38 protein-coding genes and 1 pseudogene are annotated in these 24,737 nt (G+C 67.0%); 7 read left to right on the plus strand and 32 right to left on the minus strand.

Annotated elements, in window-relative coordinates; genetic code table 11:
• Positions 1–21: 21 nt before the first annotated feature.
• The gene (locus PSV23_RS06670) at positions 22–1,011 is read left to right on the plus strand and encodes an alpha/beta hydrolase (RefSeq protein WP_300467142.1); all 990 of its coding nucleotides are present in this window, start codon (positions 22–24) and stop codon (positions 1,009–1,011) included.
• Here the strand turns inward: PSV23_RS06670 and PSV23_RS06675 are convergent.
• The 6 genes from PSV23_RS06675 to PSV23_RS06700 form a co-directional block, all read right to left on the minus strand.
• A complete protein-coding gene (locus PSV23_RS06675; protein WP_300467144.1) occupies positions 1,008–1,514 on the minus strand; it encodes a hypothetical protein in 507 nt (168 codons plus the stop codon). The genes PSV23_RS06670 and PSV23_RS06675 overlap by 4 nt on opposite strands.
• Before the next feature lie 234 nt (positions 1,515–1,748).
• Positions 1,749–2,474, minus strand: coding sequence for an RluA family pseudouridine synthase (locus PSV23_RS06680; protein WP_300467146.1), 726 nt, complete (start codon positions 2,472–2,474; stop codon positions 1,749–1,751).
• Between the two features lie 40 nt (positions 2,475–2,514).
• Positions 2,515–2,949 (minus strand): hypothetical protein, encoded by a 435-nt coding sequence (locus PSV23_RS06685; RefSeq protein WP_300467148.1) that lies wholly within the window; start codon positions 2,947–2,949, stop codon positions 2,515–2,517.
• 11 nt (positions 2,950–2,960) lie between these two features.
• Positions 2,961–3,410, minus strand: coding sequence for a hypothetical protein (locus tag PSV23_RS06690; protein WP_300467150.1), 450 nt, complete (start codon positions 3,408–3,410; stop codon positions 2,961–2,963).
• 50 nt (positions 3,411–3,460) lie between these two features.
• Positions 3,461–3,847: a VOC family protein gene (locus PSV23_RS06695; RefSeq protein WP_300467153.1), complete on the minus strand. Its 387-nt coding sequence runs from the start codon at positions 3,845–3,847 to the stop codon at positions 3,461–3,463.
• Positions 3,844–5,154, minus strand: a complete 1,311-nt coding sequence (locus tag PSV23_RS06700; RefSeq protein WP_300467155.1) for a replication-associated recombination protein A — start codon at positions 5,152–5,154, stop codon at positions 3,844–3,846. The genes PSV23_RS06695 and PSV23_RS06700 overlap by 4 nt, the downstream gene beginning before the upstream one ends.
• Positions 5,155–5,227: 73 nt before the next feature.
• Here PSV23_RS06700 and PSV23_RS06705 point away from each other — a divergent pair, with 73 nt between their 5' ends.
• The 4 genes from PSV23_RS06705 (at position 5,228) to PSV23_RS06720 (ending at position 7,213) form a co-directional block, all read left to right on the plus strand.
• On the plus strand, positions 5,228–5,650 hold the full coding sequence (locus PSV23_RS06705) for a VOC family protein (protein ID WP_300467157.1): 423 nt from the start codon (positions 5,228–5,230) through the stop codon (positions 5,648–5,650).
• Positions 5,651–5,725: 75 nt separating this feature from the next.
• Positions 5,726–6,061, plus strand: coding sequence for a winged helix-turn-helix domain-containing protein (locus tag PSV23_RS06710; protein WP_300467159.1), 336 nt, complete (start codon positions 5,726–5,728; stop codon positions 6,059–6,061).
• A 12-nt stretch (positions 6,062–6,073) separates the two neighbouring features.
• Positions 6,074–6,331: a hypothetical protein gene (locus PSV23_RS06715; protein WP_300467161.1), complete on the plus strand. Its 258-nt coding sequence runs from the start codon at positions 6,074–6,076 to the stop codon at positions 6,329–6,331.
• A gap of 132 nt (positions 6,332–6,463) precedes the next feature.
• Positions 6,464–7,213, plus strand: a complete 750-nt coding sequence (locus PSV23_RS06720; protein ID WP_300467163.1) for a DUF4386 domain-containing protein — start codon at positions 6,464–6,466, stop codon at positions 7,211–7,213.
• On the opposite strand, the gene PSV23_RS06725 is transcribed toward PSV23_RS06720, so the two are convergent.
• Both PSV23_RS06725 and PSV23_RS06730 read right to left on the minus strand, forming a co-directional pair.
• Positions 7,210–8,586: a trypsin-like peptidase domain-containing protein gene (locus tag PSV23_RS06725; RefSeq protein WP_300467165.1), complete on the minus strand. Its 1,377-nt coding sequence runs from the start codon at positions 8,584–8,586 to the stop codon at positions 7,210–7,212. The genes PSV23_RS06720 and PSV23_RS06725 overlap by 4 nt on opposite strands.
• A 62-nt stretch (positions 8,587–8,648) precedes the next feature.
• Positions 8,649–9,911, minus strand: coding sequence for a TCR/Tet family MFS transporter (locus PSV23_RS06730; RefSeq protein WP_300467167.1), 1,263 nt, complete (start codon positions 9,909–9,911; stop codon positions 8,649–8,651).
• A gap of 138 nt (positions 9,912–10,049) precedes the next feature.
• Here PSV23_RS06730 and PSV23_RS06735 point away from each other — a divergent pair, with 138 nt between their 5' ends.
• Together PSV23_RS06735 and PSV23_RS06740 are read left to right on the plus strand one after the other, a co-directional pair.
• Positions 10,050–10,961: an ABC transporter ATP-binding protein gene (locus tag PSV23_RS06735; RefSeq protein WP_300467169.1), complete on the plus strand. Its 912-nt coding sequence runs from the start codon at positions 10,050–10,052 to the stop codon at positions 10,959–10,961.
• Positions 10,951–11,811 (plus strand): hypothetical protein, encoded by an 861-nt coding sequence (locus PSV23_RS06740; protein ID WP_300467171.1) that lies wholly within the window; start codon positions 10,951–10,953, stop codon positions 11,809–11,811. Before PSV23_RS06735 ends, PSV23_RS06740 begins: the two co-directional genes overlap by 11 nt.
• Before the next feature lie 3 nt (positions 11,812–11,814).
• Here the strand turns inward: PSV23_RS06740 and PSV23_RS06745 are convergent, their stop codons facing one another.
• The 24 genes and pseudogenes from PSV23_RS06745 to rpsS all read right to left on the minus strand — a co-directional run bounded on the left by PSV23_RS06745 (position 11,815) and on the right by rpsS (position 24,737).
• Positions 11,815–12,276, minus strand: a complete 462-nt coding sequence (locus PSV23_RS06745) for a GNAT family N-acetyltransferase (RefSeq protein WP_300467173.1) — start codon at positions 12,274–12,276, stop codon at positions 11,815–11,817.
• Positions 12,277–12,438: 162 nt separating this feature from the next.
• Positions 12,439–12,858 carry a 50S ribosomal protein L17 gene (gene rplQ, locus PSV23_RS06750; protein WP_300467175.1) on the minus strand — a complete coding sequence of 140 codons (420 nt, stop codon included), beginning with the start codon at positions 12,856–12,858 and terminating at the stop codon, positions 12,439–12,441.
• A 115-nt stretch (positions 12,859–12,973) separates the two neighbouring features.
• Complete coding sequence (locus PSV23_RS06755; protein WP_300467177.1) at positions 12,974–13,993, minus strand: DNA-directed RNA polymerase subunit alpha; 1,020 nt, start codon at positions 13,991–13,993, stop codon at positions 12,974–12,976.
• A 90-nt stretch (positions 13,994–14,083) separates the two neighbouring features.
• Positions 14,084–14,473, minus strand: coding sequence for a 30S ribosomal protein S11 (gene rpsK / locus PSV23_RS06760; RefSeq protein WP_013268944.1), 390 nt, complete (start codon positions 14,471–14,473; stop codon positions 14,084–14,086).
• Between the two features lie 9 nt (positions 14,474–14,482).
• A complete protein-coding gene (rpsM, locus tag PSV23_RS06765) occupies positions 14,483–14,851 on the minus strand; it encodes a 30S ribosomal protein S13 (RefSeq protein ID WP_055832177.1) in 369 nt (122 codons plus the stop codon).
• Between the two features lie 141 nt (positions 14,852–14,992).
• Positions 14,993–15,709, minus strand: a complete 717-nt coding sequence (locus PSV23_RS06770; RefSeq protein WP_300467179.1) for an energy transducer TonB — start codon at positions 15,707–15,709, stop codon at positions 14,993–14,995.
• Between the two features lie 57 nt (positions 15,710–15,766).
• Positions 15,767–16,339 carry an adenylate kinase gene (locus PSV23_RS06775; protein ID WP_300467181.1) on the minus strand — a complete coding sequence of 191 codons (573 nt, stop codon included), beginning with the start codon at positions 16,337–16,339 and terminating at the stop codon, positions 15,767–15,769.
• 23 nt (positions 16,340–16,362) lie between these two features.
• Positions 16,363–17,769, minus strand: a complete 1,407-nt coding sequence (gene secY, locus PSV23_RS06780; RefSeq protein WP_300467183.1) for a preprotein translocase subunit SecY — start codon at positions 17,767–17,769, stop codon at positions 16,363–16,365.
• 263 nt (positions 17,770–18,032) lie between these two features.
• Positions 18,033–18,473, minus strand: a pseudogene (gene rplO / locus PSV23_RS06785) (50S ribosomal protein L15); the annotation flags it as partial.
• A 221-nt stretch (positions 18,474–18,694) separates the two neighbouring features.
• Positions 18,695–18,892, minus strand: a complete 198-nt coding sequence (rpmD, locus tag PSV23_RS06790; RefSeq protein WP_300467185.1) for a 50S ribosomal protein L30 — start codon at positions 18,890–18,892, stop codon at positions 18,695–18,697.
• A gap of 4 nt (positions 18,893–18,896) precedes the next feature.
• Entirely contained in the window at positions 18,897–19,514 is a 618-nt protein-coding gene (gene rpsE / locus PSV23_RS06795; RefSeq protein ID WP_300467187.1) for a 30S ribosomal protein S5, read from the minus strand.
• An 11-nt stretch (positions 19,515–19,525) separates the two neighbouring features.
• Positions 19,526–19,888 (minus strand): 50S ribosomal protein L18, encoded by a 363-nt coding sequence (gene rplR, locus PSV23_RS06800; protein ID WP_300467189.1) that lies wholly within the window; start codon positions 19,886–19,888, stop codon positions 19,526–19,528.
• Positions 19,889–19,891: 3 nt separating this feature from the next.
• Positions 19,892–20,425 (minus strand): 50S ribosomal protein L6, encoded by a 534-nt coding sequence (rplF, locus tag PSV23_RS06805; RefSeq protein WP_300467191.1) that lies wholly within the window; start codon positions 20,423–20,425, stop codon positions 19,892–19,894.
• Between the two features lies 1 nt (position 20,426).
• Positions 20,427–20,825 (minus strand): 30S ribosomal protein S8, encoded by a 399-nt coding sequence (rpsH, locus tag PSV23_RS06810; RefSeq protein ID WP_055832159.1) that lies wholly within the window; start codon positions 20,823–20,825, stop codon positions 20,427–20,429.
• 14 nt (positions 20,826–20,839) lie between these two features.
• Entirely contained in the window at positions 20,840–21,145 is a 306-nt protein-coding gene (gene rpsN, locus PSV23_RS06815; RefSeq protein ID WP_055832157.1) for a 30S ribosomal protein S14, read from the minus strand.
• 19 nt (positions 21,146–21,164) lie between these two features.
• Positions 21,165–21,725 (minus strand): 50S ribosomal protein L5, encoded by a 561-nt coding sequence (rplE, locus tag PSV23_RS06820; RefSeq protein WP_300467194.1) that lies wholly within the window; start codon positions 21,723–21,725, stop codon positions 21,165–21,167.
• Positions 21,725–22,033, minus strand: a complete 309-nt coding sequence (gene rplX, locus PSV23_RS06825) for a 50S ribosomal protein L24 (protein ID WP_300467196.1) — start codon at positions 22,031–22,033, stop codon at positions 21,725–21,727. The genes rplE and rplX overlap by 1 nt, the downstream gene beginning before the upstream one ends.
• Positions 22,034–22,035: 2 nt before the next feature.
• A complete protein-coding gene (gene rplN / locus PSV23_RS06830) occupies positions 22,036–22,404 on the minus strand; it encodes a 50S ribosomal protein L14 (protein WP_055832151.1) in 369 nt (122 codons plus the stop codon).
• Between the two features lie 18 nt (positions 22,405–22,422).
• Positions 22,423–22,671: a 30S ribosomal protein S17 gene (rpsQ, locus tag PSV23_RS06835; protein WP_055832150.1), complete on the minus strand. Its 249-nt coding sequence runs from the start codon at positions 22,669–22,671 to the stop codon at positions 22,423–22,425.
• A 10-nt stretch (positions 22,672–22,681) separates the two neighbouring features.
• Entirely contained in the window at positions 22,682–22,879 is a 198-nt protein-coding gene (gene rpmC / locus PSV23_RS06840; RefSeq protein ID WP_055832148.1) for a 50S ribosomal protein L29, read from the minus strand.
• Complete coding sequence (gene rplP / locus PSV23_RS06845) at positions 22,876–23,319, minus strand: 50S ribosomal protein L16 (protein WP_055832145.1); 444 nt, start codon at positions 23,317–23,319, stop codon at positions 22,876–22,878. Before rplP ends, rpmC begins: the two co-directional genes overlap by 4 nt.
• Before the next feature lie 3 nt (positions 23,320–23,322).
• Positions 23,323–24,075 (minus strand): 30S ribosomal protein S3, encoded by a 753-nt coding sequence (rpsC, locus tag PSV23_RS06850; RefSeq protein WP_300467200.1) that lies wholly within the window; start codon positions 24,073–24,075, stop codon positions 23,323–23,325.
• Entirely contained in the window at positions 24,075–24,455 is a 381-nt protein-coding gene (rplV, locus tag PSV23_RS06855) for a 50S ribosomal protein L22 (RefSeq protein ID WP_056615236.1), read from the minus strand. Before rplV ends, rpsC begins: the two co-directional genes overlap by 1 nt.
• 3 nt (positions 24,456–24,458) lie before the next feature.
• On the minus strand, positions 24,459–24,737 hold the full coding sequence (rpsS, locus tag PSV23_RS06860; protein ID WP_300467203.1) for a 30S ribosomal protein S19: 279 nt from the start codon (positions 24,735–24,737) through the stop codon (positions 24,459–24,461).

Genomic DNA, 24,737 nt, shown 5'->3' on the forward strand with positions numbered 1-24,737 from the left:
AACCCGTTCGACGGACCGCGAATGCGCCGTCCCCGTGTGAAATCGCGACGACGCTGGCTGCCCGTGATCGGAGTCACGGCGGCGATCGCGGCCCTTGCGACCGTCTCCGAGGCCTTTCGTCGAGACATGGCCGAGGCCCGCGCGAACACGCGCGGACGCAGTCAGGTCGTCGACAGTCCCTGGGGGCCGATCGAATACGCCGAGGTCGGCGCCGGCCCGCCCGTCCTCTTCATCCACGGCAGTGGAGGGGGCTTCGACCAGGGCCTGGACTTCAGCGCCCCGCTGGCGCGCGAGGGGATGCGGATCATCGCACCCTCGCGGTTCGGTTACCTGCGCAGCGCCATGCCCGAGGGCGCAACGGTGGAGATGCAGGCCGACGCCCTGGACTGGCTGATGCGCAGACTGGGGATCGAGCGGGCCGTCATCGTCGGCGGCTCGGCGGGCGCCCTGTCGGCGACCCAGCTGGCGCTGCGGCATCCGGAGCGGTGCCGAGGTCTGGCCCTGGTGGTCCCCGCCCTCCATGCCCCTGATCGCAGGCCGGGCGCCAACGCCGCGCCGGACCCCGGAACGCAGCGAATCATCAACGCCGTGCTGGGGTCGGATCTGTTGTTCTGGGCCGGAATCCGGGCCGCACCCGATTTCATGACGCGCATGGTCCTGGCCACCGATCCAGAGGTGGTGAAGACCGCGTCTCCCCGTGAACGACAAAGGGCGAGGGCGGCCATGTTCAACATTCTGCCGGTGACCGCCCGCCGGCAGGGACTCCTGATGGACTCCGCGACGGCGGGGGCGCCGCCGCCATGGCCGGTGGAGCGGATCACCTGCCCCACGCTGGTCGTCGGCGCGCGCGGCGATCTCTATGAAACCGACAAGGCCGCCGTGGACGTCGCACGGCGGATTCCCGGAGCCAGGCTGGTGATGTACCCGGACGGCGGCCACCTGTGGATCGGTCACAACGCCAAACTCTGGCGAACGGTGGAGGCCTTTGTGAAGGAGCGCGATCCGGCCTAGAGGCGGGGACGCAGGGCATCCTGAACCCCGCGCGCGTCATAGGCGTCCGGGCGGTCGGGCTTGTTCCCGTTCCCCATCACCACCTCGAGGGTCGTGGAGGTCGGCGACGGGCCGCTGAAGTTCAGGCCGACGCCGACGCCGACCCCCGAGCTCGAATAATTGCCGTAGCGGCCATCGTAGCGGCTGGAGCCATAGCCGACGCCGACGCTGGGACGCATGCCGCCGGCGCTGTCAGGGCGGCCGTCGATCCAGCGCTGGGTCACCTCGAACCAGTCATAGCCCTGCGAGGTGGTCAGCTCGGCGGCGCGCAGCAGGGCCATGTCGGCAACCGGACCCGCCGCGCCGACGCCATTGTAGGTCACGCGGAAGCGGTTGGATTCGATGCGCTGCTCGGCATAGCCCTGCCCGCCCGGCGACATCTGCGCGCCATAGGGGGCCAGGCTGGCGCAGGCCGACAGGGCCAGGCCCGCGGCGGCGATAAGGGGCAGGGTGAAACGGGTCATGGCGGCTCTCCAGGCGTGTGGAGATTAGCGCGACGGCGCGATGGTGGTTCCTGCTCTCCTCCCCATGAGCATTGCGAATGGGGAGGTGGCGCGGCGCGGTTTCGCGCCGTGACGGAGGGGGCGACGCTGGCGGGGCCGGCGGATCGCCAACCGCCTCGCGGCGAGTCGCCCCCTCCGTCTCGTCGGCTGCGCCTCCGAGCCACCTCCCCATCGCTGCGCGACAGGGAGGAGACGCTACAGTCCCGCCGCCGCCTTGAGCGCCTCGAAATCCTCGGGCAGCGGCGCTTCCACGGTGCGATAGCCGCCCTCGGGATGGGGAAAGACCAGTTTGGCGGCATGCAGCATCAGCCGGGGCGCGGCGCGGCCGGCGAAGGTCAGGGCCCCGCCATAGCGGGCGTCTCCGGCCAGCGGACGCCCGATCGAGGCCATGTGGACGCGCAGCTGGTGCATGCGGCCGGTCGCCGGATCCAGCTCGACCAGCGCCCCGTCGTCCGAAGCCGACAGGGTGCGATAGCGGCTGAGGGCCGGCTGGGCGCCCGGCGTGTCGGGAGCGACGGCTCGCATATAGCTTTCGCGGCCGATCTCCTGACGCAGCAGCGGTTTGTCGATCACGCCGGACGCCGGGTCGGGCGCGGCGGAGACGAGGGCCAGATAGGTCTTCCTGAACCGCCGGGCCTGAATCGCCTTGCCGAGGAAGCCGGCCGCCGGCTTGGTCTTCGCCGCGAGGATGACGCCCGAGGTGTCGCGGTCCAGCCGGTGCACCAGATCGGGCCGCTTGCCGTTCGAACGGGCGAAGGCCCACAGCAGGTCATCCAGGGTATGCGCCTGGATGCGGCCGCCCTGGCTGGACAGGCCGGCGGGCTTGTTGAAGGCGATCACGGCCTCGTCCTCGTGGATGACCCACGAGCGGACGGCGGCGATGTCGGCTTCGGACAGGGAAACGGGGGTACGGTCGGTCACCGCGCCTGCATAGGCGAAAGACCGACCGTCCGTCAGCCCCTCAGCGCAGGACGCGCTTCCTGGCCATGGTCCAGGCGTACCAGATGAAGAAGAGGCAGGCGCCGCCGATCACGATCTGCATCGGCCACATGGGGCCCATGGCCTCCATCCCGTTCGAGAGGACGAACGCATAGACCGCGCCCGCGGCCCAGCCGAGGAAGGAGACGACGAAAACGGGCGTCGCCCATTTGCGGCGCAGCAGCAGCAGGAGCCCGCCCAGCAGGCCGCCCCAGACTCCGATGGCCCAGACCGCGTGGGTCCACGCCGGCATGGCGTCGAACCAGGTGATCTGCGGCTCGGTCATGCCCATGCTGGTCAGCCAGGCGTGCCCTTGCGTCTGGGTCATGGTGTAGTCGAAACAGCCGAAGCCGTTCCACAGCACCGCCACGACGCCGACGACCCAGATGTGCCAGGGCGTGCGAACGCGTTCGCCCATGCCCATGCCGCTCAAGACAGCACCCCCTTCTTCTGCATCGTCCAGGCATACCAGGCCAGGAAGGCGGCGATGAGGGCGATGACGTAAGGCATCCAGGCCATGATCGCCATTTCCGCCGGCGGCGGCGGGGCCTTGTCGATGACCGCGCCGTACAGAAGGCTGATCAGCGCACCGAGCAGCGACAGCGCGAAGAGGTGGACGGCATAGCGGTTGCGCAGCAGCAGCAGGATCGAGCCCGCCACCGCGCCCCAGACGCCCACGACCCAGGGTCCGTACATCCAGGCCGGCATGGCGTTGTAATAGGCGATCATGGCGTCGGTCATGCCGGAGGCGCGCCAGTAGGCCTCGCCCTGCGTGATGCTCATCACGAAATCATATGCGCCGAAGCCGTTCCACAGCAGTGAAATCACCCCCACGGCCCAAAGGTGCCACGGAACCGCGGCCTTCATCGTATCGGTCATCGTCCCCTCCCAAGGTTGATCGATGGGGGAGGCTAGACCCAAAACCGGCGTTACGGCAACGCTGGGGAATCGCTCACCCGCCACGGCGGATCCACCCGGTTCCCACCGGCGAAATACAGGCAAAGGCGATTGCCGTCGGGATCGCGCAGACGCGCCTCCCGCCACAGCCAGCGCTGATCAGCAGGGCCGCTTTCAAAGGCGACGCCCGCGGCCTTCAGGGCGGCGACCCGGGCATCGAGGTCGTCGCATTCGAAATAGATGACCGTCCCACCCGGCGAGACAGACTCGGCGTGGTGGATCGAGAAGGTCGCGCCGCCCGGGCAGAGGAAGCGGGCGTAGTGGTCGCTGGAGACGATCAGCTCCAGCCCGAGCCGCTGATAGAAGGACCGGGCGCGCGGGATGTCGGAGACCTCAACAGTGACCTGGTTGAGGTTCACGCCTGATCCTCCTGCGCCTGGCTCCGCATCGCCGCCCAGCGTTCGAGCCGTTCCCTGACCTTGGCCTCATGCCCCTCCCCCTTCGGCGCATAGAAGACGCGTCGCTCCATCCCGTCGGGGAAGAAGTTCGCGCCCGAGAAGCCCTCGGGCGTCGAGGGGTCATATTGGTAGCCCTTGCCGTAGCCGAGCTGTTTCATCAGCTTCGTCGGGGCGTTGCGGATGTGGGCGGGCGGCATGAGCGAGCCGGTCTCGGCCGCCGCCTTCCTCGCCGCCTTGAAGGCCTCGTAGACCCCCACGGACTTGGGCGCGGTGGCCAGGTGGACCACGGCCTGGGCCAGGGCCAGTTCGCCCTCCGGGCTGCCGAGGAAGTCGTAGGTGTCCTTCGCCGCATTGGCGACCAGCAGGGACAGGGGGTCGGCCTCGCCGATGTCCTCGACCGCCATCCGCACGATGCGGCGGGCCAGATACAGCGGATCCTCGCCGCCGTTCAGCATCCGCGCCAGCCAGTAGAGGGCGGCGTCAGGGTCGGAGCCGCGAACCGATTTATGTAGCGCGGATATGAGGTTGTAGTGTTCTTCTCTGCTCTTGTCATAAGCAGGTGCGCGCTTCTGCAGAATGCCGGCAAGGGCCTGGACGTCCAGCGGTTCGGTCGAGGTCAGGTCGAACAGCACCTCGGACATGGTCAGCAGATAGCGGCCGTCGCCGTCGGCCAGCGCCGCCAGCGCCTGACGCGCCTCGGGCGTCAGCGGCAGGGTCTTGCCCTCCTGGTCCTCAGCCCGGATCAACAGTTGATCGAGCGCCGCATCATCCAGCCTTTTCAGCACATAGACCTGGGACCGGGACAGCAGGGCGCCGTTCAGCTCGAACGACGGGTTCTCGGTCGTGGCCCCGACGAGGGTGATGACCCCCTCCTCCACGAACGGCAGGAAGCCATCCTGCTGGGCGCGGTTGAAACGGTGGATCTCGTCGACGAACAGCAGGGTCGACTGGCCGGCGGCGCGGCGCATGCGGGCGGCCTCGAAAGCCTTCTTCAGGTCGGCGACGCCCGAGAAGACGGCGCTGATCTGCTGGAACTGATAGCCGGCGGCCTGGGCCAGCAGGCGGGCGATGGTGGTCTTGCCCGTACCCGGCGGACCCCACAGGATCATCGAGCCCAGCCGCCCCGCATCGACCATGCGCCGGATCGGCCCGCCCTCGCCCAGCAGGTGATCCTGGCCCACCACCTCGTCGAGGGTGCGCGGTCGCAGGCGGTCGGCCAGCGGGGCGTCGGGGGGATGGATGCCGGAGGCTTCGAACAGGTCGCTCATGGACGTTCAGAGATAGGCGTTACCGGCGGGATTTTCACGCGTTAGTATCGGAGCAACCGCAGGAGACCGCGCCATGGCCGCAGATCACAACGCACAGGGGCCGACCACGGGCGTCACCCCGCACCTGACCATCCCGTCGCGCGGCGGTCAGGCGGCGATCGAATTCTACACCCGCGCCTTCGGGGCCGAGGAGATCCGGCGCCACATGGCCGAGGACGGCGAGCGGCTGATGCACGCCCACCTGACGATCAACGGCGCCAGCGTCATGCTGAACGACGAATTCCCCGAGTTCAACGGCGAGCAGGACATCGTCCCCAAGGGGGTGACCCTCCACCTGCAGGTCGATGACGCCGACGAATGGTGGAACCGCGCCCTGCTGGCCGGCGGGGTGCCTCTCTTCCCGATCGCCGACCAGTTCTGGGGCGACCGCTACGGCCAGCTGCGCGACCCGTTCGGCCACACCTGGTCGATCGGATCGCCCGTGAAGACGAAATAACGCAAAGGCCCGGCTCCCGGTCAACCGTCGCCTGCAAGGGTTGACGCATCGCTACCTGTCAGTTATTTCTGACATATGAAAGAGATTGATCAGGCCAGGTCGGCTGGAGATCGTCTGCTGGCGACCCTGGCGGCTCTGGCCAGTCCGCACAGGCTGAGGATCATTGCGGCCTTGTCGTCGGGAGGGCGGAACTACGTGAGTCAGCTGGCGCGCGATATCGGCATCAGCCGTCCCCTGCTGCATCTGCACCTGCAGAAGCTTGAGGACGCCGGTCTGGTCACCAGCCGGCTCGAGCTGTCCGACGACGGCAAGGCGCTCAACTACTTCGAAGTGGCCGACTTCAATCTTCAACTCACCGCGGCGGCGATCGCCGAGGTCGCGGATTCCGTGACCGCAAGTTCAGATAAGTAGAGAGGATTTTCCATGTCCGAGTCCGTGTATTTCACCATCCTGTGCCTTGGGCTCGGGACCATCCTGCTGATTTTCGGCGTGCGATACGCCTCCGCGGCGATGCAGGCCCGGGCCCGCGCCGCCGGCGAGGACGGCTACCGCCGGCTCGCTGAGACGGCGGTGGCGGCCCAACCCGTGACAGCGGCGGCGCTGTCTTCGATCCAGTCGACCCTCGCGGATGTGGATACGCGGCTGGCCGCGGTCGAAAAGATCCTCAAGGACGTCGGCTAAGCCGCCCGACCGGCCGCCCCGACCGGCGGCCGAACCTGCCGACATGCCGTTCCTGCGTCCGGGTCATTGGCCCGGAGCGAAAGCCCGTGCGCCTGATCCTGGCCGCCTGCAGCCTCCAAAGAAGAGCCCGAAATGAAAAGCTGGACGATCGAGGCGCGGCCTCAGCTCTATGCCCGGTTCGCCGGCCTGATCTATCTGTTCGTCATCGTTTTCGGCGGCTGGTCCGAAGGCTTCGTCATGGGCGCCCTCGTCGTGCCCGGCGACGCGGCGGCGACCGCCCACAACATCCTCGGCGCGGAGTCGGTCTGGCGCACGAGCGTGGCCGGCAATCTGCTGGTCCCGATCCTGGCGGTTCCGCAGCTGTGGATCGAGTATCTGCTGCTGAAACCGGCCAGCAAGAACCTGGCTCTGCTGTTCGTGCTGTTCAACGGCGTCTCGCTGGCCATCGAAACCGTCAGCAAGCTGTTCCTGCTCATGGTCGCCCCCGTCCTGACCGACCCGGGCCATGCCGCCGCCTTCGCGCCCGACCAGGTCCATGCCATGGCGGACCTGATGCTCACCGCGCATGACATCTCCTTCCATATCGCCCTGATCTTCTTCGGCTTCGCCTGCCTTCTCATCGGGACGCTGGTCTTCCGGTCGGGATACCTGCCCAGGTTCCTCGGCGTCATGATGGGGCTCGCCGGCGTCTGCTATCTGGTCGCCACCTTCGGGGCGCTGTTCGCCCCCGCCTTTGGCCAGGCGATCAGTCCCTGGATTCTGCTGCCGGTGCTGATCGGCGAGTCGGCGATGTGCCTGTGGCTGCTGCTGAGGGGCGTCAATGTGAAGCGCTGGCGGGAGCGGCTGGACGCGGGGCGGGCCGGGCCCGGGCAGGCCGTCTAGCGCACCACCAGCACGCCCCGCTGTCCCCGGCGCTCGACCAGCAACTGCGATCCTCGCGGCAAGTTGGCCAGTTGTTGGGGGGAGGTCACCGGGCGGTCGTTGACGGCCATGATGACATCCCCCGCCCGGACGCCCACGCCCCGGCTCGCATAACTGTTGCCCGCGACCCGCCCCACGATCACGCCGCTGGCGAACGGATCGCCGCCCAGACTGTCGGCGAGGGCCGGGTTCAGCCCCAGGACCTGGGCGCCGGACAGGCCGCCTGACTGGATCACCGTGGCGTTCTCGAGCTCTGCATTCCCCGGCAGCCGCTGCACCCGCGCGTCCAGCGTCCGCGCCTGCCCGTCACGCAGCATAGACACCCGCACGGTCTCGTTCGGCTCTCGCGTGCCGACGCGGAAGTTCAGACCGCCCTGATCGTTGATCTCGGCGCCGTCGATGGCGGTGATGACATCGCCCTCCTGCAGGCCCGCGCGGGCGCCCGGTCCGCCCGGCCAGACCTCGGTGACGACCAGCCCCTGCGGCCGGTCGAGCCCCAGACTGCGGGCCACGTCGGCGCTGACGGCCTCGCCCTTCACACCCAGCCACGGCCGGATCACCGTAGTGGCCCCGCCGACGGCGGACTCGACCACCCGGCGCACGGCGGCGGCCGGCACGGCGAAGCCCACGCCGGACGACGAGCCGGAACGCGAGAAGATGGCGGTGTTGATGCCGATCAGGTCGCCGTCCATGTCGACCAGCGCCCCGCCCGAGTTGCCGGGATTGATGGCCGCGTCGGTCTGGATGAAGGAGCCGCTGTCGCTGATGCCCGTCTCGGTCCGGTTCAGGGCCGAGATGATGCCGTTGGTCACCGTCTGGCCGACGCCGAACGGATTGCCAATGGCCAGGACCAGGTCCCCGACCTGCTGTTCCTCGCGGTCGTCGATGTTGAGGGTCGGCAGGCGCTCGTTGACGCCCTCCAGCTGCAGCACGGCGATGTCGGAGCGCTCGTCGGCGAGGACGATGCGGGCGTCAAACTCTCGCCGGTCGTTCAGCACGACCTTGATCTGCTGCATGCCGTTGATGACGTGGTAGTTGGTGACCACGACGCCATTGGGACGCACGATGACGCCCGACCCCACAGAACCGGTCTGGCGCTGACCGGGAATGCCGAAGAAGGGATCGCGGACCACCTGGACCCCGCGCGCGGCGATGTTGACGACGGCGGGCGCCGCCTCGCGCACAACCGGCGCGAAGCTGGCCTTCATCGCCTGATCGCCGCCGGGCACAACCCGGTTGTCCGCGAAGACCCCGTCCTGGGCCTGGGTGTCGTTGGGCTGGCCGCAGGCCGAGAGCATCAGGGCGGCGGCGATGGCGAGCGTGCGCGTCTTCATGGTCATCCGGTTCAATCAGCAAGCCTCTGGCGCCGCCATTCCGCCCGGAATTCTGGACCGGATCAAGGCGCGGGCGGGGCCTGAACGGACACGGCGTCGCGGCGTTCCTGCCCTCGCCCCACCAGCCAGCCGATGACGGCCGCCAGCAGCAGCACCACGGCGGCCAGATAGAAGGCCAGACCCGGCATCTGGATGACGGCGAACTCGCCCACGGACAGCGAATAGACCCAGCCGAAGAACAGCGGCGACATGACCCCGGCGATCGAGGCCACGCTCATGTTCGCGCCCTGCAGCTGGCCCTGCTCGTCCTCGCCGACCCGGCGGGTCATCAGCGACTGCAGCGTCGGCATGGCCAGACCCCAGAGGGCGTTGGGCAGCATGGCGAGGATGAACATCAGGCCGTCGGGCGCCCAGCCCATGGCCGCAATCCCGATCGTGCCGCCGACCAGACCCAGCACCATGGTCGTGCGGTCGCCGAGCCGCTTGACGACCGGCCCTACCAGAACGCCCTGCACCAGCATGTCCAGCACGCCGACCAGGGCCAGCAGCAGGCCGACCTCGCGCGGCCCCCAGCCGTAGCGCCAGGCGGCGTACAGCACGAACACCGCCGAGAAGACGTGGTGGGCGAAATACAGAAGGAAGTTCACGACCGACAGTCCGCTGAGCTCGGGATGGCGGCGGAGCAGGATCAGGGAACCGACCGGATTGGCGCGTTTCCAGCTGAACGCCATCCGCTTCTCGACCGGCAGGCTCTCGGGCAGGACCAGCAGGCCGTAGAGGAAGGCCACGGTCGACAGGCCGGCGGCGAACCAGAAGGGCACGCGCGGGCCGAACTCGCCGAGGAAGCCGCCGAGGACCGGCCCCAGCACGAAGCCGCCCGAGAAGGCCGCCCCGATCAGGCCGTAGGCGCGGGCCCGTTTCTCGGGCGCGGTGATGTCGGCCATGTAGGCGTAGACGGTGGTGAAGCTGGACGAGGTGATCCCGGCGATGATTCGCCCCAGCGCCAGCCACCACAGGTCGGGCGCGACCGCCATCAGCACATAGTCGAGCGCCAGGCCGGCGCAGCTGATCAGGATGACCGGACGGCGTCCGTACTTGTCCGACAGTGAGCCGATGATCGGCGAGCAGATGAACTGCATCCCGGCCCACAGGGCCACGAAGACCCCGTTGATGACCCCCGCCCGGGCGTTGGAGCCGACGAAATCCTCGATCAGTTGCGGCAGGACGGGGATGATGATGCCCATGGCCACGATATCCAGCACCGCCGTCACGAAGATGAAGGCGAGCGCGGCGCGATGGGTGCGGAGGCGGTTGAGGGCGGACATGGGAGGCTCGAAAAACGGACGCGCCTTCTAGCGGAAACGCCGTCGCCCGTCTCCCCCGAGGTCCCGCAAGCCGAGGTTGCGAAAGCTTAATGCCGCGACGTCTTGCGTGAAACGACGGGGCAAGGCCAAGCTGACGGCATGACAACCGTGATCGAAGCCCGGGGCCTGACCAAGACCTACGGAACCGTGCGCGCCCTCGACGGGCTGGATCTCACCATCCCCCAGGGCGGGGTCTATGGCGTGCTGGGGCCGAACGGGGCCGGCAAGTCGACCCTGTTCCGGATCCTGCTGGGCCTGATCCGGCCGACGGAGGGTTCCGCCACCGTGATGGGCGGACCCGTGGGCCAGGTGGCGTCGATGCGCCGGATGGGGTCGATGATCGAGACCCCGCGTTTCCCGCCCTATATGACCGCGCGCCAGGTGTTGCGCTGGCTGGCGCTGGAGCATGGCGTCGGCGCCGAGGTCGATGTTCCCGGCTGGCTGGAGCGCGTCGGCCTGACCGAGGCCGCCGACCGCAAGGTCAAGGGCTTCTCGGTCGGCATGCTGCAGCGGCTGGGCGTCGCCGCGGCGCTGATGAGCAACCCCGAACTGGTCATTCTGGATGAACCGACCAGCGGCATGGATCCCCCCGGCATCCAGGAAATGCGGGCCCTGATCCGGTCCCTGGCCGACCACGACGGCGTGACCGTCGTTCTGGCCAGCCACCAGTTGCAGGAGGTGCAGCGCATCTGCGACCGCGTGGCGATCCTGCACAGGGGCCGGCTGGTGCGCGAAGGCGCGGTGAGCGAGCTGACGGCGTCAGGCGAGCAACTTCGCCTGTCGGTGAAACCTGTGGACCAGGTCATCGCCATCCTCGGCTCCCGGGGCTCGCGGGATGGTGCGGGCGTGCTGGCCAACGTGCCCCGGGCCGAAGGGCCGGCGCTGATCCGCGCCCTCGTGGAAGCCGGGATCGAGATCGACGAGGCCCGCTGGGTCGGCACCGATCTGGAAAGCGTCTTCTTCACCGAAACCGGCTCCATCCGCGCTCCGGAGACACCCCATGCTGGCTGATGCACTCCGGGCCGAGGCCTATCGATTTTCCCTGAACCGGTTGCAGGTGTTCGTCAGCGTGGTGCTTGTCCCGCTGCTGTTCGCGATCGGCGGCGTACTCTTCCACATGGTCAGCAAGTCCAAGGGCGACGAGGCCGCCGGGAAGATCGGTCTGGCCCTCCCCGCATCGGTCGAGCCGATCAATCTCGCCGAGGCCTTCTCGTTCGCGGCCTCGGGGAGCGCCAACGGCGTGATCCTGATCTGCATGCTGATCGGCGCGGCGACGATCTATGCGGGCGACTACCGCTGGGAGTCGTGGCGGCTGATCAGCGCGCGCAATGACCGCGTCTCGCTGATCCTCGCCAAGGTCGGCCTGGTCAAGATGCTGGCCATCGGCGTGAGCCTGCTGTTCCTGGCGGCCAGCTTCGTCTTCCTGATCGCCGAGGCGGTGGTCTACCAGCGCGGCATGAACTTCGCGATGGACGGCGCCGAGGCCGGGCGCGCGGCCCTGATCGGTCTGTTGTCCTATGTCCGCATCGTCCAGTTCACGATGATCGCCCTGCTGACGGCGGTCATGACGCGGTCGTTGCTGGCCGCCCTGTTCGTGCCCTGGGCCCTTGGCTTCGTGCAGGGAATCGTCGGCACGGCCATGCCGCTGCTGGGTTGGGAGCCGCAGATGTGGCTGCCGCAGCTGCTGCTGCCCGGCCTGGCCTATGACACCCTGAAGGCGGCGGTGGCGCCCGGGGCCCTGCCCGCGCCCTATAGCGACGGGACTGTGTGGCGCTCTCTGACGGGGCTGTCGCTGTGGACGATCCTGTCTCTGGTCGGGGCTCTGGCCTGGTTCAGGCGGCAGGACCTGTCGAAGGAATAGCGGTCAGAACCGCTTCTCCATCCACACGTCGCAGCGGGCGTAGGGCGTCGGCTGCGGCGGAAGGTCGACGAAGCCGAAACGGCGGTACAGGGCGATGGCGTGGGTCTGTGCCTTGTTGGTCTCCAGATACAGGCGGGGAGCCCCGGCCGCCCGCGCCGCCGCCTCGCAGGCGTCCAGCAGCCGCCAGCCGAGGTTCAGGCCGCGCGCGCCCGCGCGGACCGCCATCTTGCCCACCTCATAGCCGCCGTCGGCCATGGCCATCAATGAGCAGCAGCCGACCGGCTCGCGGTGGCGCTCGGCGATGAAGATGAATCCGCCCTTGTCGAGGATGGACCCCCTCGGGTCGCCCAGCACCAGCTGGTCCTTGGGCTCGAGCGCATAGCCCCCGGCGATCAGCCAGTCCTCGTTCAACGTCCGCCAGGCGGCGGCGTGGTCGGGGCGATAGGGACGGATGACGAGGGTCATGACCGGACCGGCGGCGGGATAGCGTGGATGTGGTCGTTGTCGCCCATGTCGTCACCGCGATGTGGAGGATGTATCGCCCGAAATATATTGGTTCCTGGACAAGGAAAAAGGGCGGCCGGTTCGCACCGGCCGCCCTTTTGTCGTGGCCCCAACGGCCGAAGCCTACGCTTCGTCGTCGCCCTCGATGGCGTAGACCGGACCCGAGTCCAGGCCTTTGGCGTCGGCGTCGCGATCGACGAACTCGATCACGGCCATGGCGGCGTTGTCGCCGTGGCGATAGCCGGCCTTCATGATGCGGATATAGCCGCCGTTACGGTCGGCGTAGCGCGGGCCGATCGTCTCGAACAGCTTGCCGACCTGCGGAACGTCGCGGACCTGGCTGATGGCCTGACGGCGTGCGTGCAGATCGCCCTTCTTGGCGAGCGTGACCAGCTTCTCGACGAAGGGACGCAGTTCCTTCGCCTTGGGAAGCGTGGTCGTGATCTGCTCGTGCTTGATCAGCGACGCAGCCATGTTGGCGAACATGGCGGTCCGGTGTGCGCTCGTACGACCGAGCTTGCGATAGGCGGCGCCGTGGCGCATCGGGGTCTCTCCTACTCAACCCTGGTATCCGGCTCGCGGACCTGGGGCTTTCTCATTCTAACCGCTCCGCGATCCGGCCAGAAAACCTGACAGAACCAAGGGCGGAGGGTTGAAACTAGATCTGGTCGTCGAACTTCTTGGCCAGATCCTCGATGTTTTCCGGCGGCCAGTTCGGCACATCCATGCCGAGGCTGAGCCCCATCGTCATCAGGACTTCCTTGATCTCGTTCAGCGACTTGCGGCCGAAGTTCGGGGTGCGAAGCATTTCGCCCTCGGTCTTCTGGATCAGGTCGCCGATGTAGACGATGTTGTCGTTCTTCAGGCAGTTGGCCGAACGCACCGACAGTTCCAGCTCGTCCACCTTCTTCAGCAGGGCCGGGTTGAAGGGCAGGTCCGGCTTGCCGTCGGCGGCTTCCACGGCCTTCTTGGGCTCGTCGAAGGTGATGAAGATCTGCAGCTGGTCCTGGAGGATGCGCGAGGCGTACGCAACAGCATCAACGGGCGAAACCGCGCCGTTGGTCTCGACCTCGAGGATCAGCTTGTCATAGTCCAGCGACTGGCCCTGACGGGTCGGCTCGACGCGATAGGCGACGCGCTTGACCGGCGAATACAGGGCGTCGACGGCGATCAGGCCGATCGGCGCGTCTTCCGGACGGTTCAGCTCGGAGGCGACATAGCCCTTGCCGTTCTGGACGGTCAGTTCCATGCGCACCGAAGCGCCGTCATCCAGCGTGCAGATGACGTGGTCGGGGTTCAGCACCTCGATGTCCGCGGGGACGTCGATCTGGCCGGCGGTCACCGGGCCGGGGCCGGTGGCGCGCAGGGTCATGCGCTTGGGGCCCTCGGCGTGCATGCGCAGCGCCAGTTGCTTGATGTTGAGCACGATGTCGACCACGTCCTCGCGCACGCCTTCCAGCGACGAGAATTCGTGCACGACGCCGTCGATCTGGATCGCGGTCACGGCGGCGCCTTGCAGCGACGACAGGAGAACGCGGCGCAGGGCGTTGCCGAGCGTCACGCCGAAGCCGCGTTCCAGGGGCTCGGCGACCAGGCGCGACTTGCGCTGCGGGTCGGAGCTCGCCTCGATCTGCGGCTTCTCGGGACGGATCAGCTCTTGCCAGTTACGTTCGATCATGGGTGTCCCTCGAAAACGGAGTTCGCCGGTCCCTCGCTCCTCGTCAGGGGCGTCAGGACCGGCGGAGATAGTCGGTCGGTTGTGGTTCGCTTAGACGCGGCGGCGCTTGGGCGGACGGCAACCGTTGTGCGGCATCGGCGTGACGTCGCGGATGGTGGTGATGGTCAGGCCGACCGACTGCAGGGCGCGCAGGGCCGATTCCCGGCCGGAACCGGGACCCGAAACGTTGACTTCCAGCGTCTTGACGCCGTGTTCCTGGGCCTTCTTGCCCGCGTCCTCGGCGGCCATCTGGGCGGCGTACGGGGTCGATTTGCGCGAACCCTTGAAGCCCATGTGTCCGGCCGACGACCACGAGATCGCGTTGCCCTGGGCATCGGTGATCGTGATCATGGTGTTGTTGAAGGACGCATTCACGTGGGCGACGCCCGAGGTGATGTTCTTGCGCTCGCGCTTCTTTACGCGACCCGGTTCCTTGGCCATGTGTCTGTCTTACTTCTTCTTGCCGGCGATCGGCTTGGCGGGACCCTTGCGGGTGCGGGCGTTGGTGTGGGTGCGCTGACCGCGGACCGGCAGGCCCTTGCGGTGACGCAGGCCGCGGTAGCAGGCCAGGTCCATCAGACGCTTGATGTTCATGGACGTCTCACGGCGCAGGTCGCCTTCGACGGTGTGATCGCGGTCGATGGTCTCGCGGATCTGCAGCACTTCAGCGTCGGTCAGCTGGTTCACGCGACGGGCGGGCTCGATGCCGACCTTGGTCGTGATCTCCTTGGCGGCGTGGGCGCCGATGCCATGGATGTACTGCAGCGCGATCTCTACGCGCTTGTTGGTCGGGATGTTGACACCAGCGATACGGGCCACGAAGCTCTCCAGATACGCGTTGACGGACGCAACAAACGCTCCGGTCAACAGACCAGGAGCGCCGACGTCCTTCGCGGAAGCGCGCTTTATACAGGGGATTCCCGTCGCGTCAACGCCTGCCGCGGCTTCGGAAGGACTCGATCAGCGTCCGAACTGGACGAAGACGGTGACGCGCTGGCCCTCGACCGGACGCCCTGAAGCGCTCATCGGCGGACGGAAACGGAAATAGGCTTCCGCCACAGTCACGGCGGCAGCCCCGAACCCCTGCCCAGGCGGCGTCTCGCTGACCACGCGGCAGTCGTCGAGCCTTTGATCCAGCCGGATGACGCAGCTGACGGAGCCTCGGCCCTGACGCCGCCCACGGGGCACGACGCTGAAGATTTCGGCCTGGCTGGCGCCGCGAACGAACCGGGGGCCGATGCCGCCCGATCCCGGGCCTTCGCCGTCGCCGTCGCCCGTGCCGGTCCCATTGCCCGTGCCGCCCTGCCCCATGCCCGGCGTCGGGCCCGCCACGGGAGCCATGCCGATCACGAGCGCGGGCTCGGGAGCAGGCACGGGCGGGGCTGGCAGTTCACGCGGCTTGTCGGCCGGCCTGGGCGTAACGTGGATGCGCGACGGCGCGGCAGGCTTGCCGCCGCCCGGGTCGGGCGTAGGCTGCAGCGGCGGCGGGGGTGGCGGCGGAGGCGGCGTCGGGCGGAACAGCACCACCTCTATGGGCGGCGCCGGCGGCAGCACGGGTATGTCGGCCTGGGTGCGCGCGATGACGGCGAACACCAGCAGGTGCGCCGCCGAAACGCCCACGACGATGCCGGCCGTCCGCAGGCGCTTCCGGGTCAGATATGGAGGCTGGATCCGCACGCTCACGTCCTATCACTCGGACATGAACGCGCGGCGCGCCAAAAGGTCAGGCGAGGTTCAGGCGGCGGCGCCGTCCAACGCCGCGTCGATGGACCTGGCCACCTCGGCGATCGCGCCCATGCCGTCGATCTCGACCAGCAGGCCCTTGTCGGCATAGTAGGGCAGCAGCGGCGCGGTGTTGCGGTTGTAGGCGTCCAGCCTGACCTTGAAGCTCTCCGGATTGTCGTCCGGACGGCCCTGGTCGGCGAAACGGACCGCGACCCGTTCCAGCAGGGCGGCGTCATCGACCTTGAGCCGGACAACCCGGTCAATTTGCTTGCCCAGCTTGGCCAGCATGGCGTCCAGCGCCTCGGCCTGGGCCACGGTGCGCGGGAAGCCGTCGAAGATCGCGCCGCCCGCCTCCCCGGCTTCCTTCAGCCGGGCCTCGATCAGGGCGATGACGATCGCGTCCGAGACCAGATCGCCGCGCGACATGATGGCCTGGCATTCGCGCCCGAGGTCAGAGCCCGAGGCGATGGCCTCGCGCAGCATGTCGCCGGTCGACAGCTGGACCATGCCGCGGGCCTCGACCAACCGCTTGGCCTGGGTGCCCTTGCCCGCCGCGGGCGGTCCGAACAGGATCAGATTCATCGCCGCCCCTCCCCCCGAAGGGTCTAGCGCCGGGCCGGGGCGGTGACGCCCTTGCCCGGAGTCTTGCCCGTGCCGGCGGTCTTGCCGCGGCCGCGCAGCTTGGCCTTCTTGATCAGGCCTTCGTACTGGTGCGCCAGCAGCTGCGACTGGATCTGCGCCACCGTGTCCATGGTCACCGAGACCACGATCAGGATGGAGGTGCCGCCGAAGGCGAGGCCCGATCCGAAGTTGGCGATGACCATTTCCGGCAGCAGGCAGACCGCGGTGATGTAGGCGGCGCCGATCACGGTCAGGCGGGTCAGGACATAGTCCAGATATTCCGCCGTCCGCTTGCCCGGACGAATGCCCGGCAGGAAGCCGCCGTATTTGCGCAGGTTCTCGGCCGTGTCCTCGGGGTTGAAGGTGATCGAGGTGTAGAAGAAGCAGAAGAAGACGATCAGCGCGCCGTACAGCAGCATGAAGACCGGCTGGCCGTGCTGCATCTGGGCGGTGACCAGCGGCAGCCACTCCATCCACGACGGCAGGTTGGCGTTGGCGGTCATCTGGGCGACCGTCGTCGGCAGCATCAGCAGCGACGAGGCGAAGATCGGCGGGATGACGCCGGCGGTGTTGACCTTCAGCGGCAGGAACGAACGCTCGCCCCCGGCCATGCGGTTGCCTTCCTGGCGCTTGGGATACTGGATCAGCAGCCGGCGCTGGGCCCGCTCCATGAAGACGATGAAGACCACGACGCCGATCATCATCGCGGCGATGAACAGCAGGGTGAAGGCGGACATCTGGCCCTGCTGGGCCAGGCCGAACAGACGGGCGATGGTGCCCGGCAGGACGGCGACGATGCCGGCGAAGATGATCAGCGAGATGCCGTTGCCGACGCCGCGCGCAGTGACCTGCTCACCCAGCCACATCAGGAACATGGTCCCGCCGGTCAGGGTGGTGATGGTCGAAACGATGAAGAACAGGCCGGGGCTGTCGATCAGACCAGGCTGGGCGTTCAGGCCGATGGCGATGCCGGTCGACTGGAACAGGGCCAGGACCACGGTCAGATAGCGGGTGTACTGGTTCAGCTGCTTGCGGCCGCTCTCGCCGCCTTCTTTCCGCAGCTTCTCCCACGGCGGATAGACCGCGCCCATCAGCTGGACGATGATCGAGGCCGAGATGTAGGGCATGACGTTCAGGGCGAACACGGCCATGCGCTCGACGGCGCCGCCCGAGAACATGTTGAACATGTCCAGGATGCCGCGCTGGCCGTCCGGGTTCTGGAAGAACTGCAGGAAGGCTTCCGAGTTGATCCCGGGGATCGGCACATAGGTGCCGATGCGGTAGACCAGCAGGGCCAGGATCGTGAACAGCAGACGCTTGTGAAGCTCGGTCGCTTTCGCGAACGAGCCCATGTTCATGTTTGCTGCGAGTTGTTCGGCGGCCGAAGCCATGTGTCGTCACCCCGACTGATCAGAAGGCGGCGTATCGGACGTGAATCCGGCGCCAGCGTCCAGATAGGCGAAGGGCGCCCTCTTAGCGAGAGCGCCCCTCAAGCTTATTTTGCAGTGCGAGCCGCGGTGCGGGTCGTACGGGCCGAGATCTTGTTGGCGTCGCCGCGCGGCGCCTTGGCGGCCGGAGCCTTGCCCTTGGCGGCGTTGCGCTTCTCGACGCGCGCGGCGGCCTTGGCTTCAGCGGCGATGCGTTCCTGCACCACGGTGCCGCCGGCGGCCTCGATGGCCTTGACGGCGCCGGCCGAGGCCGACCAGACGACCAGGTTCAGCTTGGACTTGATCTCGCCGGTGCCCAGGATGCGGACGCCGTCCTTGACGCGACGGATCACGCCGGCCGCGACCAGGGCGTCGCCCTTGATCTCGCCCTTGATGTCCAGCTTCTTGGCGTCGATGGCGTCCTGCAGACGCCACAGGTTCACTTCGGCCAGCTTCAGCGCGCCCGGATTGTTGAAGCCGCGCTTGGGCATACGCATGTACAGCGGCATCTGGCCGCCTTCGAAGCCGCCGATGGCGACGCCCGAACGGGATTTCTGACCCTTGACGCCGCGACCGGCGGTCTTGCCCTTGCCCGAGCCCGGGCCACGGCCGACGCGCATGCGCTTCTTGTGGGCGCCTTCGTTGTCGCGAATTTCGTTCAGTTTCATGTGCCTGATCCTTTCGGGTGCTAGCGCCCGGTCTGGGACCGGACTCGGCTGTGTGTTTTTTCCTTCTCCCCTCGGGGGAGAAGGTGGCTCGCGAAGCGAGACGGATGAGGGGGCTCGATCCGCGTCGCCCTATACGACGATGAGGGAGTCTGCATCAAGCAGCCCCCTCATCCGACCCTTACGGGCCACCTTCTCCCCCGAGGGGAGAAGGGTCACGGTAGTTACTTTTCGACGATCTCGGTCAGGTGGGCGACCTTGGCGATCATCCCGCGGACCGAGGGGGTGTCTTCCAGCGTGGACTCGCGGCCCATGCGGTTGAGACCCAGACCCGACAGGGTGGCGCGCTGGTCCGACTTGCGGCGGATCGGGCTGCCCGTCTGACGGATGGTGACGGTGGTCTTGGTTTCAGTCTTGGCCATGGTCTCAGGCTTCCTGGGCTTCAGGCGCCGCTTCCGGAGCCGAGGCGCCGTCGTTGCGACGGCCCATCAGATCGGCGACCTTCTTGCCGCGCTTGGACGCGACCTGACGGGGCGACGACTGGACCTTGAGGGCCTCGAACGTGGCGCGGATCATGTTGTAGGGGTTCGATGAACCGGTCGACTTGCCGACGACGTCCTGGACGCCGAGGGTTTCGAGCACGGCGCGCATCGGACCGCCCGCGATGACGCCGGTCCCGGGAGGGGCGGCGCGCATCATGATCTTGCCGGCGCCCCAACGGCCGTTGCCGTCGTGGTGCAGGGTGCGGTTCTCGCGCAGCGGAACGCGGATCATGGTCTTCTTGGCTTCTTCGGTCGCCTTGCGGATGGCTTCCGGCACTTCGCGCGCCTTGCCGTGACCGAAGCCGACGCGGCCCTTGCCGTCGCCGACGACCATCAGGGCCGCGAACGAGAACCGGCGGCCGCCTTTGACGGTGGCGGCGACACGGTTGATGTGCACCAGCTTCTCGACGATGTCCGAATCCGGACCTTCGGCGGGAGCGTTGCGGTTGTCACGACGGTTGCGATCGTTGCCGCCGCCGCCACGTTGGGGAGTTTGCGCCATCTGTCGCGTCCTTAGAAGTTCAGGCCGGCTTCACGCGCGGCATCAGCCAGCGCCTTCACCCGTCCGTGATAGATGTAGCCGCCGCGATCGAAGACGACATCCTTGATGCCCTTCTCGAGGGCGCGTTCGGCGACCAGCTTGCCGATCAGAGCGGCTGCGGCGACGTCCGAACCCTTGGCCTTCTTGCCCTTCTCGCCTTCCAGCGAGGAGGCCGAGGCGATCGTGACGCCGTTCAGGTCGTCGATGATCTGGGCCGAGATGTTCTTGTCCGAACGGTGCACCGACAGGCGCAGACGGCCGTTGGCGACGCCCTTCAGGCGGCGGCGGGTGCGCTCCGTACGGCGCTGGGCTTGTTGTCGAAGAGAGAGAGCCATGACTTACTTCTTCTTGCCTTCCTTGCGCCGGACCTTTTCGCCCGTGTAGCGCACACCCTTGCCCTTGTAGGGCTCCGGCGGACGCAGCTTGCGGATGACGGCGGCGATCTGACCGACGGCCTGCTTGTCGGCGCCGGTGATCTTGATTTCCGTCTGCTTGGGCACCGCGAAGGTGACGCCGGCGGGCGGGTCGATGTTGACGTCGTGCGAGAAGCCGAGCTGCAGCGACAGGGCGTTGCCCTTCATCGCGGCGCGATAACCGACGCCGACCAGATCCAGGCTCTTTTCAAAGCCGGTGGTGACGCCGACGACCATGTTGTCGACCAGGGTGCGCGACAGGCCCCACATGGCCCGCGAACGCTGGTTGTCCTCGCGCATGGCCAGGTTCAGGCCATCGTCGCCCTGCGTGATCTCGATCTCGTCGGCGACGGTCCAGGAGCTCTCGCCCTTGGGACCCTTCACCGAGACCGTCTGGCCGTCGAGCGTGACGGTCACGCCCTTCGGCACTTCAATGGTGCGTTTTCCGATACGGGACATCTTAGTAGACCCTGCAGAGGACTTCGCCGCCCACCTTGGCTTCGCGAGCCGCGGTGTCCGACATGACGCCCTTGGACGTGGAGAGGATCGAGATGCCGAGGCCGTTCTTGATCGGCTTCAGGTCGGAGATCGCGGAGTAGACGCGGCGGCCCGGCTTGGACACGCGGGCGATCTCGGCGATGACCGGCTGGCCGTCGAAGTATTTCAGCTCGATCTCGAACTGCGGGAATTCGCCGGGGTTCTGAACCAGCGAATAGCCGCGGATGTAGCCCTCGTCCTGCAGCACGTCGAGGACGCGCTGGCGCAGGCGGGAAGCCGGGGTGAGCACCTTGGAACGTTTGCGCATGTGCGCGTTCCGGATGCGGGCGATCATGTCGCTCAGGGGATCGTTGATCATCATGTCTGTCGCTCCCCTTACCAGCTGGACTTGGTCAGACCCGGGATCTGACCCAGGTTGCCGAGTTCACGAAGCGCGATACGGCTCATCTTGAGCTTGCGATAGAAGGCCCGCGGACGGCCCGTCACTTCGCAGCGGTTGCGAATCCGGTTGGCGGCCGAGTTGCGCGGCAGCTTGGCCAGCTTGAGGCGCGCTTCGAAACGCTCCTCGAGAGGCAGGGATTCGTTGTTGGCGGTCGCCTTGAGGGCGGCCCGCTTGTCGGCGTATTTCGCGACGAGGGCCTTGACCATCTCGTTGCGGTTTACGGCGCTTTTCTTAGCCATTGTGCTTTTCCCTTCCCGCTCAGTTCGTCACGAACGGGAACTTGAACTCGGTGAGAAGCGCGCGCGCCTCGTCATCGGTCTTGGCCGTGGTGCAGACGATGATGTCCATGCCCCACATCTGGTCGATCTGGTCGTAGTTGATCTCGGGGAACACGATGTGTTCCTTGAGGCCCATGGCGTAGTTGCCGCGACCGTCGAACGAGGTCGGCTTCAGGCCGCGGAAATCCTTCACGCGCGGCAGCGCGATCGTGATCAGGCGGTCGAGGAACTCGTACATCTGGTCGCCGCGCAGCGTGACCTTGCCGCCGATGACCATGCCTTCGCGCAGCTTGAAGCCGGCGATGGAGTTGCGGGCCTTGGTGGCGACGGGCTTCTGACCGGCGATGGCGGCCAGGTCCTTGAGGGCCGCGGTGGCCTTCTTGGAGTCGGCCACGGCTTCACCGATGCCCATGTTGAGGACGATCTTGTCCAGCTTGGGCATCTGCATCGGGTTGGTGTAGCCGAACTTCTCGGTCAGCACGCCCTTGATGCGCTCGTTGTAGTCGCCCTTGAGGCGCGGGGTGTATTTGGTGTCGGCCATCAGATGACGTCTCCCGTCGTCTTGGCGAAGCGGACCTTCTTGTCGCCTTCCATGCGGAAGCCGACGCGGGCCGCCTTGCCGTTGGCGTCGGCGATCGCGACGTTCGACAGGTGAAGCGACGCTTCCTTGTTCTTGATGCCGCCCTGGGGGTCGGCCTGGGTCGGGCGGGTGTGGCGTTGAACCATGTTGATGCCTTGCACCATCACGCGGTTCGTCGCCGGCAGGACCTTGGTCACCTTGCCGGTGCGGCCCTTGTCCTTGCCGGTCAGGACAACGACGTTGTCGCCCGATTTGATCTTGGCGGCCATGACTACAGGACCTCCGGAGCCAGAGAGATGATCTTCATGTGGTTCTTGGCGCGCAGTTCACGGGGAACCGGGCCGAAGATCCGCGTGCCGACCGGCTCGTTCTGCTTGTTGACGATGACGGCGGCCGACTTGTCGAAACGGATGACAGAGCCGTCCTTGCGCATGATGTCCTTGGCGGTGCGCACGACGATGGCGCGCACGACGTCGCCCTTCTTCACGCGGCCGCGAGGAATGGCTTCCTTCACCGAAGCGACAATCGTGTCGCCCACCGAGGCGTAGCGGCGCTTCGAGCCGCCCAACACCTTGATGCACATGACCCGGCGAGCACCCGAATTATCGGCTACCTCCAGGTTAGTTTGCATCTGGATCATATGATCAGATCTTTCTGATTACGAAGCCGAGGCCGAGGAGTCCGACAGGACTTCCCAGCGCTTCAGCTTGGACTTGGGGGCGCACTCGATGATGCGGGCCTGATCACCCACCTTGAGGGCGTTGGCTTCGTCGTGAGCGTGGTACTTCTTGGACAGGCGCACGATCTTTTTAAGGACCGGGTGCAGCAGCGTGCGTTGGACGACGACGACGACAGTCTTGTCGCCCTTGTCGGAGACGACCACGCCTTCGAGAACTCGTTTGGGCATCTTCGTTTCCTTAACCCGCCGCGCGGTTCGCACGCAGAAGCGTGGAAATACGGGCGATGTCCTTGCGCACTTCCGAGACCCGATGGGTCTTTTCCATCTGGCCGGTGGCGGCCTGGAAGCGCAGGTTGAACTGTTCCTTCTTGAGCTTCAGCAGCTCGTCGGACAGCTGGTCGGGCGTCTGGGCCCGGAGGTCGGCGATCTTGGTCATGCTCCGACGTGCTCCACGTGCGAGACACCGGCGTCGAGGCGGGTGACCACCTTCGTACGGACCGGCAGCTTGGCGGCGCCAAGACGCAGGGCCTCGCGAGCCACGTCGTCCGGCACGCCGTCGATTTCAAACAGGATACGGCCCGGGTGGCAGCGCGCCGCCCAGTGATCGACCGCGCCCTTGCCTTTACCCATGCGGACTTCGGCCGGCTTGCCCGTGACGGGCAGGTCGGGGAAGACGCGGATCCAGACGCGGCCCTGACGCTTCATCTGGCGGGTGATCGCGCGGCGGGCCGCCTCGATCTGACGCGCGGTGATGCGTTCCGGCTCCACCGTCTTCAGGCCATAGGACCCGAAGTTCAGCGAGAAGCCGCCTTTGGCGGCGCCGTGGATGCGGCCCTTGAAGGCCTTGCGATACTTGGTCTTTTTCGGTTGCAGCATGACTTAGCCCTCACGCCCGCGACGCTGACCGCGATCGTTGCGGCCGCCGCGATCACCGCCGCGGCCTTCGTTCGAAGAAGGACCCGAAGCCTCGATCGCCCAGCGCTTGTCCTGCGCCATCGGATCGTGCTCGAGGACTTCGCCCTTGAAGACCCAGACCTTCACACCAATGATGCCGTAGGTCGTCTTGGCCTGGATGAAGCCGTAGTCGATGTCGGCGCGCAGGGTGTGCAGCGGCACACGGCCTTCGCGATACCATTCCATCCGCGCGATTTCCGCGCCGCCGAGGCGGCCCGACACGTTGATGCGGACGCCCTTGGCGCCGAGACGCATGGCCGACTGCATCGCGCGCTTCATGGCGCGGCGGAAGGCGATCCGGCGTTCCAGCTGCTGCGCGATGTTCTCGGCGATCAGCTGGGCGTCCGTTTCGGGCTTGCGCACTTCGACGATGTTCAGGTGAACCTCGCCGTCGGTCCGCGCCGAGATGTCCTTGCGGAGCTTCTCGATGTCAGCGCCCTTCTTGCCGATCACGACACCCGGACGGGCGGCGTAGATCGTCACGCGGCACTTCTTGTGCGGACGCTCGATGATGATGCGCGACACGCCGGCGGCGTTCAGGCGTTCCTTCAGCCACGTGCGCAGCTTGAGGTCCTGGTGCAGCAGCTTGGCGTATTCGGCGCCGCGGGCGAACCAGCGGCTGTCCCACGTACGGTTGACGCCGAGGCGCAGACCGATCGGATTGACTTTCTGACCCATCAGGCGGCCTCACCGGCTTCGCGAACCACGATGGTGATCTCCGCGAAAGGTTTCAGGATGCGCGACGAACGGCCACGAGCGCGGCTCGCGAAACGCTTCATCACCAGGTTCTTGCCCACGAAGGCCTCGGCGACGACCAGGTTGTCGATGTCGAGGTTGTGGTTGTTCTCGGCGTTCGACACGGCCGAATACAGCACCTTGCGGACGTCGGTGGCGATGCGCTTGCGGCTGAATTCCAGCTCGTTCAGCGCTTTTTGCACCGGCAGGCCGCGGATCGACTGGGCGACCAGGTTCAGCTTCTGAGGGCTGATCCGGACGTTCACCAGCTTGGCGCGCGCTTCGGTCGGGGCGACCCGACGTTCATTTTTGGTCTGGGCCATCAGTTACTTCCTTTTGGCCTTCTTGTCCGCCGCGTGCCCGGGGAATGACCGGGTCGGGGAGAACTCGCCGAACTTCATGCCGACCATTTCTTCGGAAACCGACACCGGCACATGCTTGAGGCCGTTGTGGACACCGAAGGTCAGGCCGACAAACTGCGGCAGGATGGTGGAGCGGCGCGACCACGTCTTGATCACGTCCTTGCGGCCCGACGACGACACCGTCTCGGCCTTCTTCAGCAGATACCCGTCGACAAACGGGCCTTTCCAGGAGGAGCGGGCCAT

The sequence above is a fragment of the Brevundimonas sp. genome (genome assembly GCF_029946145.1).
GTDB lineage: Bacteria > Pseudomonadota > Alphaproteobacteria > Caulobacterales > Caulobacteraceae > Brevundimonas.